At 37.7% G+C, this 14036-nt stretch carries 1 protein-coding gene; it reads right to left on the bottom strand.

Translation table 11 applies throughout. The features are described 5' to 3' along the window. Window positions 1-89: 89 nt before the first annotated feature. Window positions 90-13949: an MARTX multifunctional-autoprocessing repeats-in-toxin holotoxin RtxA gene (rtxA, locus tag AACV01_RS09525; protein WP_161682771.1), complete on the bottom strand. Its 13860-nt coding sequence runs from the start codon at window positions 13947-13949 to the stop codon at window positions 90-92. Between the last annotated feature and the right edge of the window lie 87 nt (window positions 13950-14036).

Below are 14036 nucleotides of genomic sequence, written 5' to 3'. Positions count from 1 at the left end.
CCATTGAGAGTACTCTAAGATAAAAACCTCTCGCGTCACAGTTCACATCCAACGGAGAGGATTTATTATAGTTATAGAGTATGGTTAAACTACACTAATATGCCTTTTCCTGAAATTGTATCTGTCCAAGCTACGGCTATCATTTGTTTAGCCTCATCACTTATATTATCGAAAAATCCGGATGCGCCTGCCTTCATAGGAAATGTACTCATGGCCTGAATTTGAATAGCGAGTGCATTGCTTGATAAAGCCGTATATTCGCGCTGATCAGAGTGATCTTTATCAGTCATTGCGATAACGATTTTTGCCTGATTACCATTGAAATAATCAGTAAAAGTAGTTGAGCCAATGCGCTCAAATGTGGCTTGTTCCCCTGTATTTTGTGGGAAGCGAATATGTGAGATCTTTAAATCATAGCCACTGCGTTCAAACCATAATTTATTCCAATCAATACCTCCAAGTACAATATTATCTTCTTGGCTAATATCGTCTATATAACAATCAATCACATTATTATTAATCAGGAAGCTATCGATACCGTTTCCACCTTTGAAGTGGTTCTGATATCCACCTAATATGATAATATCATTACCTGTATTACCATTAAGAAGGCTAAATTTCGAGAATGAAGCTGCAATTAGTTGATCATTTCCATCGCCTCCATCAACTACGGCGTGATAACCCATTAGTTGAATTTCGTCATCACCGCCCCCTCCATTCAACCTATTGTAGTTACCAAAAATTTTGGCAAAATCATTGCCTTCTTCTAAGGATATTTGGTTGTGGTTACCAATTGTGACAACAAAATCTTGTTCACTACCACTGAAAATGCGATTGTAGTTACCGGTAGTGACAGCATAGTCATTACCTGCATTAGTGTGAATTTCACCGCCTTCCCCAAAGACAAATGCTTTATCGAGTCCGTCACCTAAATAGACATTATTGATCCGACCGGCGATAATAGCAGTGTCATCTCCATCGCCTCCAAACATCATGTTTGAGCGCCCCATCAAGACGCCGAGATCATTTCCGTAACCCCCAGTAAAAATATTTGAGATCCCCGTTGCATAGAAAGTATCTGAACCACGCCCACCCCAAAAATTATTATTATCTCCTAGGTAAGCGCCGAGATCATTACCATCTCCCCCCCAGTTGAAATTATAGTTGCCAAGAGAGACATGTATGTCACCATCGCCTTTTAAATGACCACTATTACGCAAGAAATCGAGCGTTTTCTTCTCCATGTTCAGTAGATCAGCTGCTAAATTTTCTTTGAGGTTTTCTGCGAGATCACGCATATCTGTTTGTTTATCTTTATTAAAGATTGTGGCAAATAGATTGGGGATATTTAGCGAATTGAAGCCGAAAGGGCGATCATTTTCCTCTGTGATCTTGCTATTTTCAGTTTGACTCGTTGTTATTGGTGTTTGGGCATTAATTGAAACTTCAGATTCATTTTGTTGATCTTCTGTCGCTTTTTCTTTTAAACCATGGCTTTCAGCAAATGAAATAATACCATCCTTGCCCAGATTAATAGATGATTGGAGGTTATCTAATAATTTAGTCGGATCAGTAAATGCGGACAGTTTTTCACCTCCAAACTCAGTCACTACAGCGAGAATATCTTTCAAAATAGCGACAACATCAATGGGCTCACCATTACGAGAGATTATTTTTCCATCTGTGGTAGAGTCTACTCCAAAAATATCCCCCAGAGTCGTGTCTGAACTCACGCTGGCTAACCGACCTAGCAATTTATTTTTTAACTTAGTTGGTAAGTTTTGGGCGGTATAAGTAAAGGTGGTTTTCACCATACCAGTTGCTGTAAATTGCTGCGTCATTAAGCCAAATAATGAGCCAAGATTAGTGTCTATAATAGACTGGATATTATCACCAAACATCAAGTTCCAATTCCCGGCAGTAACTTGAATATCAGCACCTTGACCACCAATGGCGAAATTAAAAGCGATTTTACTATCTAGTTGACGAAATTGCTCAGCTCGGCTGATTTTTCCCATCTCGTTGTTATTGCCACTACCACCTAACCACTGGTTATATTTTTTGTTTAGTGTGGCTTCTAGATCACTCTTTAATCCACGGCTACTACGCTTATTCTGTGAATTCAGATCAGTCAGTGTTTTATAGTCAACATTGCTCGTTTGGTCTATTCCTGACATATCTATGGCAAATTTTTTAGCGCCAGCGAGTGTCCACTGATCGTTTTGTACCGACAACCAATCATTATCATTATTTTCACCTGAGCATGCGATTGACTCTAGAACTTTGGTGATTCTAGCAGCACCATCAAAAGGGTTGATCAGTGGAGGGGTTGGAATTGATTTTTCTAACATCACAATAAGATCATTACTACGCCCCAGATTAAAGCTGACGTTACGTGTACCAACAAATAATTGCATACCTTCGAAAGCTTGATAGCCAGCAATATCAACACTATGTTTACTATCACCATTACCAACGTGTACCATCACATTGTTATCACCGAAAACCAGTGATTTAAATCCGCCAGTACCTACTTTGATCCCAAGATTAGAGGTTCCCCAATTAACCGTTGTAAACTCGCCGTCACCCACACTGACTTGGATATTGCCAGAATAGCTTAGTGATGAATTATCACTTCCTGATGAGCTTTGTTTGGTTGATTTTTTACCTTTTTTGGGGGCGGTAAAGACTTCATTATTATCTGCAATTGCGCCACGTACTTTGTTGTCAGCTGAAGCACCTATTTTAGTCAAATCAATATCACCTTCAGCAACACCATTATGTATTTGCTCAAATTCAGTCGTGATTTTGCCTTCTTTATTCCAATTTAACACTACCTTGTTTTGGTTTTGTTTGGCTACCCACTCTCCGTTGTTATCTTTGGTGTATTTGTGACCATTGCTATCAACGGCGACCTCTGTTACTCGAGCAGAAACGCCACTACGAATGCCTTGTTGATCTAATGCATTGATAAACTGGTGGGCAAATCCTGCCTGCTTGTCATTACTTATTAATGAACAACCGACAATACTGATATGTTCAGGAGTTGTATTGATATTATTTTCTTTGCTGAATACGGTATTGAATTTAACCAATTGATTGGAAAGCTCATCAGCATTGTAGTTGCTAAGGCGTAAATGATTATTTTCGGTTGTTTCACGACCATGGCCAACAAGCTGCCAACGTATTTTACCTGAAAGTTGTGCTGGGTCGCCATAAGCTACGCGGTAATGACCATCGGCATCCAATTGTACCACGATACTATTTTTGGCATGTTTAGCGGCAAGTGCCGAAGCTGCTTGAGCGACTATCGGATCATCCTCTGTTTGGATAATAATCTGGCTATCAAAACGACTATCACCCCCATTATCATTGGGTTTTACATATACCATCCCCCAATCAGTCACCTTATTCTTTTTTATCGGGTTTTGTATCGAATCTAACGCATTTCTGTGATTGGTGTTATTTACATACTCTGGGGATAGTAAACTTGATATTATTTGTTTACCGTATTGATTCATCAACTTAAGGCTCTCTAAATGAGAAACATCGGTTCTTTCTCCTTTAACTAGATATCCTTTATCAAGTAATTTAGTGCGCATTTTTTCACCACCAATGCCCAGCTCGCCACAGTCAGTGAGCAATATAATGGGGATATCTTTTGAGAAACCCTGTAGATTTTTTTCTACGGAGAATTGGCCATTGATTTTTTTTGCGAGTTGTCCAGTCAATTTCTTAAGGCTATATTCATCATAAGATTCAATTGCTTTTGACATACTTGGCATTGGTCTATCTAAGAATAGCCCAGCTATATGCTGACCGTTAGCTGAAATATCGCTGGCTAATTTAGCCGCAATTGGTGCCCCCATGGAATAACCATGAATAATAATATTTTTAGGATCGATACCTTTATCATTAACGAGATAACGGAACATGGTTTGTGCATCAGCATACATTCCTTGCTCTGTTGGCGAGCCATCGCTTTCGCCAAACCCTCTCATGTTAATCGCTAACATATCGATGCCTTGTTGGTTATAATAATGATAAAAACTAGAGGATTGTTTTTCGGTAGGGGAATTTGAACCATGTAAAAATAGTACTACTTTCTTATCGGTAGCTTCTGGAATATTGTCGTTTCCTCTGTAATATGATCCTGTAAGACGGCCTGCATCCCCTTTTAATGTTATTTTTTCTTCATTTTTTATTCTCATCACCGTTGTCATGTCTCTACGACGTTCATAGCTGCCGAAAAAATGATCATTAAAAAAACGTGTTAATGGGCTAAGATTTTTTCTCTCGTTTGGTGATGTACCGTCATTATCAATAGCCACTTTATTGTGGTCTGATAATGCTTGTAAATTAGAATGTATAGGTTTGCCTTGTTGTACCGCAATTTGGGCTAAGCGTGCTTCCTGTATCTTTTGAGAAAATTTATACAACTCATTTGGTGTCCATATGCCAAATCGAGGTTTCCAATGATGACCAATCAGTTGATCTGCTCCGCCTGCTTTTAATATTCTAGCAACAATACTAGAACAGTTCTTGGTTAATAATTGGTAACGAGGATCAGACTGGCTATTAATGCGCTTCCACTCTTTTTGCATGGCGGCGGCATCAAGTCCCTCTAGATTAATGCGAAACACCACGCCATCATTTGTATCATCAGCGACACTTGTTTTGAAATTTTCTGTTTTTCGGTCTTCAATTTCTTTAATTTTCTTGATTTCCAATGCAAAGGTTTGGTTAATCATCGCTGTTGGAAAGGCGACTTTTAGCCAGTTTTTCACTGCGATTGAAAAGTTTGTTGATACTTCAAGTAGATTACTATTTGGGCTTTTCCACTGTTTAATAAAGGGGTGTGAAATTTCAGGTGGGATAAGTGTTTCTGGTATCCAATGAGGAGCATTCAACAGTAAGCCTGCGATTTCAGGTGTAATATTTTCGAGACCTCGGGTAAGATTCGTTTTATCTCTAAATTCTTTTAACTGTCTGTCATTTTCCCCTTCATCTTTATTTAATTTGAAATTCGTCTTTTCCTCTTCTTGAATATCAATTTGTAAAGTCATGAAATTTGTTGAGCGACTCACTGGTTGGCTTAAATCATACCAGCGTAATTTTAAATCAGGATTTTTTTCTGTTGTAATATTCAGTGGGTTTGCGAGCGATTTGCTCCCGGCAGGCCACCAACTGACATAATTATTATCATGGTTATCCTGCACACTATCGCTATCTAATTGTAAGCGCCCAGAACCTATTTGTAGCGCAGCATGTCCCAAGCGACTATGTTTGCTGGGCTTCCAGATATATAGTGTAGAACTGATTGGTGAAACTTGTTGTTCAATTGCTTGGTGAATTTTTTTCAATCCTGACAGGTCAATACCATGGCCATTTTGGGCAAATTCATTTTCTGTAAATTGATTAAATACCTGATTGGTAATTTCACTGCCATACTCTTTTTCGACCAATCTTTTAATGCTTGTGATTGCATTTTTACCACTGATAAGTTTGTCTTGGTTTTGTAAATTATTTTTCCCTTTTGTAACAAAGTTGCCGTTTTCATCAAGATAAATATGTTTGTTGATTTTTAAGTTAGCATTTGAAAAAATCTTATATAAATAACTAAAAGTATTATTTGAATCAACTTGCTGGCTATTACTTAATAAGATAGAAGCATGTTTATAACGTATATCAACTTGGTCGCGTAATTGTTGCAATGCTTCGTTACGTTTTGAATCAGGGTGTTTAAGCAGATAACTATTAATTTGTATACGTAATGTGGATAGTTGCTGAAATATATCTATTGGTGTGTTGTTTGTATTTGTACTTTGTAATTCATAATCTCTAAGCGATTGAATGATCGCTTTATAATTTTCACCGCGTGCTTTTCCTGTCACCTCTGCAGCGGAGGTTAATTCATCAGCAGTCATTAGATTCGAATAGGCAACAGGTTGCCAATTTTCACCGACTTTTTCTGATAATATTCGTGAATGGTTTTTATCGAGTGACACGATTGTATTATCTAAGAAATAAAGTTGCTCAGGGATAGAGTCAAAATCACGATAATGAGTGAGTATAAAATTACTCATTATTTTTTGTTGTTCTTGATTATCTCCATTTTTTATATAAATAAATTTTTCATTCGTTTCATCTGATGCTTGTGTCAGTAGAAAACCCGTTTCCTGTTCACTAAAAACAATATTGAGCTTTTGTTCAGCAGAAATAAGAGGGGAGGTGTTTTCTAGCTCTTGACGGATATTTTCAGAACCTGACAACGCGTGTAAGTTAGGTGGAATCATTCTACTTTGTTGTCGTGCCATTTGCGCTTCTTGTAACTCTTGAGCAAATGCGAACATTTGATTTGGTGTCCAAATATTATATTTAGGTTGCCAGTTATAGCCAATCAGTTCATCTGCGCCACCCGCTTTTAAAATTTTCGCTACGATACTCGAACAATTTTGGGTTAATAAATGATAACGACCATTAGGTGAATTTTTAATTCGTTGCCATTCAGCTTGCATAGCAGCAACGTCTAACCCCTCTAAATTAATACGGAATACTCGTCCTTCATCAGGTAAGCTGGTTTTAAATCTGTCAATACTTTTTTGTTTTTGCTCAGCAAATTCGTTTTCTACTAAAGCAATTCGTTTTTTCGTTAACGTTGGATCCTTACCTTCTTGTATCCAAGTCTTCATCGCTTTTAATAATTGAATAGATATATCTTCTTGTTGTGTTTTTATATTATCCCATTGTTCAATAAAAGGCTGTGCAACAGAAAGTGGGATTTTTCTTTTTGATAGTAACGTGGGCTCTGTCAATAGTATCATGGCACCATTTATAGTTATGGTATTGCCACTAAATTTACCTTGTACAGCTTCTAGAAAATTTGTGGCGATGTTGTTGAGTTTTTTCTGAGTTATTACCCATTCATCAATAAAAGGTTGTCCAATTGTTCGCGGTATTTTTGAATTTTCTATATAATTTGGGATCGTCAATATATTTTTTGCGTCTGCAAGAGATAAATCATCTGCAGTGCTGACCGTTTCACCTTTCGCAATATTCATGAGTCGGTCATATCTGTTTAGTTCTTTATATTTGTAATTTAAACCAAAGCCATCATTTTCTTCTGCTGCAACATCCGATGCTAACGACTCTTTTGGTTGTGAGGGGACTCCCATCACATCAAAATATGACTTCGCCTTGTTAGGCCACCAACTGATGTAGTTTTCTTTATGATTATTTTGTGCGTCTTCTGTGTTTAACAGTAAGCGACCTTGACCTATTTGTAGTGTGGCGTGTCCCAAATTACTATGATTGCTTGGTTTCCAGATATATAAGGTTGCACTATGAGGAGATAGTTCCCGCTCAATAGCTCTGTGAATTTTTTTTAACCCTGAAACATCAATACCCTCGCCGTTTTCAGCGAATTCATTATTTGCAAATTGACTGAAGACTTTATTGGCAATCGGTGCGCCATATTCTTTTTCTACGGCATTTTTTACTCGCTCAATCACTTCTTTTCCGCTGGTTAGTCTATTTTTCCCTTGCAGATTGTTTTTTCCTTCAGTGACAAAGTGTCCGTTAATATCAATATAAATGTGTTTACTTCTTTTTAAATTGGCATTTGAAAGTGAATCGTATAAGCGACTAAAGCTGCTATCAGCGTTGATGGTGTGACTATCTTGTATTAAAGCCGATGCGTGTTTATAACGTGTATTGACTTGAGTTTGTAACTGTTTCAATCCATCATTGCGTTCAGAGTCGGGGTGTCCTAATAGGTAACCATCAATTTGGTTTCGCAACTGAGCTAGCACTCTCAATTTCTCTATTGGTAAGCAGTTTGTATTCGATTCTTTTTCATGGTATTCCGAGAGAGTTGTAATGATTGATTTATAACTTTCGCCTTGTATTTTGCCTTTAACACTTGCAACTTTATGTAGTTCATCAACTGACATGACTTTTGAATCAGTTAGCATTTGCCATTTATGTTCTACGTATTCTGCAAGTATCCTATCTTTGTTGTTATGACTTGATTTAATTTTGTCATTTTCTAAATGAAGTTCATTAGGCATTGCTTCAAAATTTGAATAATTAGCTAAAATAAAGTGTTCTATTATTTTTTGCTGAGTGGGATCATTGATGTTATCCAAATAAATATTTTTTTGGATACGACCACTATTTTTTTCCAAAATAAAAGTAAAGTAAGTATTTCTATTCTTAATTTTTACATTGAATTTTTGTTTTAGCGTTTCAAAAATGGGGCTTTCGCCTAATCCAGAAAGATTGACCGCGATAGCTCCTATTTTGTGATATTGAAGATTGCCTGAACGAAGAGAAGGTTGTTGATAGGTTGCTACGTCATCTCCATTAAGGTCTGATGTAAAAGAGGGAAGAACGTTTGCCGATTTTTGTCGGATCCCAGCATTAATGCTTAAACGATTAATGGCTTGCTGAGCATCATCAAGTAATTCCTGATTAAATGTTGTCAGTTTATTATTGAAACGACCATCATTTTTTTTAGTTGATATTGGTTTGATATAACTGGATGGATTATCATCAGCCCCCTCTACATAGGCCGCTTCTCCGGATAAACCGCTACCATGCGCCCTGTGACGATTAGGTTTATCACTTTCTTTCAGTTGAACAGATTTAGCTTCTTTTTGTGCTTTATCCGATATGCTAGTCGCTGTTTTTTGCTCCGTATCTCCTCGTGATCTCGCATCTTCCACCATGGTTGATGCTTTTTTCTCTGCCATTTGAGCACTATTTTTTTTATCTATCGCGTCTGAGTATCTTTTATCTGCATCATTTTTTGCTTTGGAAGTATCGAGTTGCACTTCTTGACAATGTTCTTCACTTTGAATAACGCCATATTCCGATTTTTTTATCGATTTTTTCACCTTTGTAAGGTTTGCAACATACTGAGTTTTAATATTATTAACAGGCACTGAAACAATTTTTTTAGTATTAATTAAGCTCTTCTGTACATCCTTTAAAATTCCTTCCGCGAATGGCTCACTCCATGGTTGATCTGAGGGGGGGGCATCTTGTGAATATTCGCTGAGTACTTCCAGTGTTTGACCAACTGTGGTCAAATTGTGTGTTACTGAATTAGCTTCTTCAAGAATGGCATCGCGTTCTCTATGGCCGTTTTTCTCCAGTGCAAGGTGATCGGTCGATTCAAGTTCAGTCTGTGTGGTAGAGATGTGGTCTAATAGGCGTTGTTTTTCATCAGTTAGTTTTTGACGATTGGCATCTGCCTTCTTTTTGTCAGCGAGGGCATTTTTTGTCGCATCAGAATCTGAGATATGCTTGTTTATATTTGCTACAGCTGATTTAGCGACAATATTTCTTAGTCTGTAATTATTTCCTTGCAAGCCATCAGAGCCTGGAATGGTAAAAATAAGACGATTATTTTCTGCATTTGCGGTTAATTTAATTTGTTGTTGTTGCCATGCTATTGACTTATCATCACTTGATGAAGTGAAGACAACCTCACCATTCCAGATAACACTTAATTTATTCTCTGTTGGCGTATTATCTTGTCGTTCATACTCAAAACTTAATTCAATCACCTCATTTTGCATTAAACCACTAATATCTTGATATATAGCGATATTTGGTTCATATTCTTCCGTGTATTCTGCTATAAGTCCACCATCCCAATAATCTTTATTATTAGTATTAGTTGGTGTATCAATAGAGGCTCTATGTCCATATTGGCTAATTGCTGTAATTTTATCCTGAGTATATGCAATATTCCAACTTTCTGTTACAGGGTTAAATCCATGTTTAAAGTCACCATTTATGATCAAATTCGGACTGTTATTGGTTAAGTTGGATTCATCTGTATTAACATCACTTAAACTAGGGGTTTCTACCTCTGTGATATGACCTTTTAAATTTATATCAATGTTACTCTTCACTTCGTCGATTTTGTTCATTTTGAAACCGTCGATTGAAGATTTTTCAATTAAATGAATAGCGCCTTTGCCTTTGCGGGAGCCGGAAGTGGTTACATCATCACCTTGTACTAAATAGTTAATAGCCTGACTCCCGACCATACCAAGTACACTCTGTTTTATATTGCCGAAGAAAGTAGCGAGTTTATTACTTTGAGTATTACTAGAAGCAACCGATAAGCTGTAGATATCACCATTGCCAATTTTAACGATGACATTGTTTTTTGCGTAAGAGGCGTTAATACCTAAACCGTTACCAACATGGATATTTGCATTAGCGGTACCTTTCATGACCGAAACATTTAAGCCGTCACCCACTTTGGTACTTACGTTATATTTCCCCCAAGCAACGTTTACAGATACACCATTCCCCACTTTAGTATTGATATTTGCGTTGCCGTATGTAACGGTAACACCTAGGCCATCACCTACGGTTGTTGTAATATTTGCTTGGCCTTTTGCTATGGTGACTTGCGTGCCATTACCTACTTTTGTCGAAATATTGGCTTTACCCCAAACTATGCCATAGTTGTCACCTTTTCCGAGCATAGTGACAATATTTGCATGACCTTTTGCTAAGGTGACCTGACGACCATCACCAATTTGTGTTACAACATTCCCATTGCCCCATGCACCAGTATAATTATTTCCACTACCTACGTGTGTAATAATATTGATATTACCTTTAACAACAGAGGTTTCTTGTCCATTACCTACTTTGGTAATGATGTTGGCATTTCCTTTGGCGAAGTTATATCGTTCACCATCGCCGATATGAGTGAAAATATTGGCTTTACCCCATGCCGCATTAATGCCTAAACCATAGCCTACTTTTGTGATGATATTGGCGTTGCCTTTGGCAAAACCAATCGTGGTGCTATTACCAATATGGGTCATAATATTTCCCACCTTTGAAATCAGCAGACCCACGGTGAGCCCATCACCCACTTTTGTTAAAATATTCGCTTTTCCGCCGAGGATCGCAGCGGTTATTCCATCACCTACATGAGTAACGATATTTCCTTTCGCACCAGCAATGATTCCCGCAATGCCATCACCCACTTTTGTTATGATATTGGCTTGGCCTAATGCAAGTATGCCAGTTATCCCATCACCGATATGGGTCATAATATTGGCTTTGCCAAACATCGCTGATAATGTGGTTCCATTACCCACTTTGGTCATGATATTTGCTTTACCAGAAAACAGCCCAATACCAATGCCATCACCGACATGGGTATAAATATTAGCCACACCTAGCATTAATCCCAACGTTAATCCATTGCCAACTTTGGTAAGGACATTACCTTTACCCACCATTGCAGCAAAGGTTTCTTCATGCCCAATGTGAGTAAAAATATTAGCACTGCCAATCATTGCAGCTAATGTCATGCCATCGCCCACTTTTGTGGCTATATTGCCTATCGCTAACATTAGAGCAACCGACATTCCATCACCCACATGAGTGAACACATTCCCTTTGGCGATCATTAGTGCCAAAGTATTCCCATTGCCTATTTTGGTATAGACGTTGCCTAAACCTCCCATTAGCGCCCAAGCTTCACCATTACCTATATGGGTGAATATATTGCCACCACCGACCATGGCACCTATACTGGTTCCATTACCGACTTTAGTGAAAATATTCCCCACAGCGCCCATTATACCTAGGGTTTGCCCATCGCCAACATGTGTTAGTACATTACCAATACCTAGCATAATGCCTGAAAGATCACCATTACCTACTTTAGTTAAGATATTGGCACCTCCAAGCATAACGCCATGTATGTTACCGTTTCCGATATGTGTTAGGACATTGCCACCTCCCCCCATTATGGCTAAAATATCACCTTGACCTTTTTTTGTTAAAATATTTAATCCACCTAGGGCTATGGTGTAAGTGTTTGATTTTGATTTGTTTTTGCTGATATGTGTAATGATGTTAGCACCACCTAACATGATGCTACTTAGGTCGCCTTCACCCATTTTAGTCAGGACATTTCCACCGCCGCCGAGTAAAGATGTAATAGTACCAGCACCGACTTGTGTCATGACATTAAGTCCGCCTAATGCTCGCCATAAAGCCTTATCACGCTGATGACTATCAATCTGGGTATGGGTATTTAATCCTCCTAACATTGTGATATGACTATCACCTTGTCCTTTGTGAATAGAAACATTCCCTAATGCCGTAAGATGTGCTTTATATTCACCGTCACCAATTCGGATTAATACATTCGTGGCACCAGTAGCATTAATGTTCATTCTTCCTTCTTTACTTTGATGTAGTAAGACATTTGCTAATCCTCCTCCATCAAATGTTAGGTCTCCTCTTTGACCTTTTTTTACAATGATGTTGGCTGCGCCTCCACCAGTAAAGTTGGTATTACCATAATTAGAGTTATGTTTTATTACATTTGCTATGCCGCCACCTGTAAAATTGATATCACCTTGTGTAACATCAGATTTAATGACATTACCAGCGCCACCACCTGTGAAATTGATATCACCAGAGCATTCAGCAGAATTATCGTCTTTAAAAAGTTCTTGTGCTACGCCCAACTTGATTGTTTCTAGAGACTTTCTTTGGATTTGTTCTGTATTAATGTGTTGAAATACTTTTAAATTAGATAATTGATAGTGGCTATCAGCATTTATTTTTGTGAAACGTGGTGATTCGATAATTTCTTGTTTTTCTAATGTATTCCAACAATTATTGACCACACTAAGATTATAGGTATCATCAAAATTTTTTTTATCAAAACGTATGTTCCTAATGTCCCCACTATCAGGCGTTATACGCCAAAGTTCGGAATCGTATTGAAGTTTTCCCGTTTCAGGATCATTGTAAATTTTGACTTTATTAAAGGTATAATCTCGACGACCATAGTCTGATATGAATAAATTGGTATCCCTTGGGCCCGGTGTTTTAAACAAATAAGTATTTGGTTCTCGCAATGATTTAATCGCTTTTACTTCAACAGGTTTACCGAATTCGAAATTTTGCTTATTATCACTTGTTAGAAAATTAATACTTTTATCTAAGTCTAGATTTAACATATAAGCACTTGTTAGAAAAATATTTTCAGCTTTCGTATATTCAACTAATAAATCATTATGAGGATGAACTTGAGTTGTACGAATGATCTCATTGTAAGCCCCAGCTCCATAAAATGTGATATTGCCTTGTGCTATATTGGAATAGATATGATTATAACCTCCCCCCCCCGAAAAATAGATATTGCCACTTGTTTCTTTATAGGTATCAGTATTTCGGCTGATACGTGTAAGCCTATTATTGGCTCCTGCTCCATACATAAAGATATCGCCTGATTTACCTTCGCGTATTAAGACGTTTTCTAAGCCACCTCCGGTAAATTTAATATCACCTGTTTCAACGCGAGAGAAGATTCCGTTGCCTCCGCCTAATCCTTCAAAATTAATATTTCCTTTTGAATTTTGATAGCTATTAAACCAAGTACGAACCAATTTATTATAGCCTCCCCCCCCTTTAAACGTCATATTGCCAGTATTGGTTTCATGCCAAATTTGATTGTAACCGCCAGCACCTTGGTAGTTGATATTACTGATTGCGCCTTTACGGGTGATGATATTTGCAATAGCAGCTCCTGAATAATTGATATTTCCATATTCATATCCAGTATGATTAATCTTAATCGCGGCAGAAGCACCAACATATCTCAGATCGCCATGACCGGACTTTTCAATTTCTCCCCATGCATTTAATCCTCTGACATCTAAATCACCGTTCTCATCAATAATCTTAAGATAAGCACTTCCCCCTCTGACAAAATCGTGCCCGTCTCCGGTGTAAGCGGTAACTGCAAATGTTCCGACTGTGATTGTATCGTGTCCCTTTCCTGCATAAATGATCCCTCCAAAACCTATGGCATCAATATCGTCATTTCCATCTGTACCATAACGTTTTCCTGCAAAAGTAAACTCTAAATCTTTTAAAATTTTTGACATCATTTTCCCTCAAACTTATTTTTAATAAAAAGTACAGTAATTTTTAAATACAGTAGTTCTAGCATCTCTATATACCCTTCTAGCGTC

Source organism: Proteus sp. G2609 (assembly GCF_963896135.1).
GTDB lineage: Bacteria > Pseudomonadota > Gammaproteobacteria > Enterobacterales > Enterobacteriaceae > Proteus > Proteus mirabilis.
Note: the sequence above shows the minus strand (reverse complement) of the source record. Positions and strands in the feature narration are given on the sequence as shown.

Coding starts and splice junctions, on each gene's coding strand:
- rtxA (WP_161682771.1), bottom strand. CDS start 13,949: ATGTCAAAAATTTTAAAAGATTTAGAGTTTACTTTTGCAGGAAAACGT.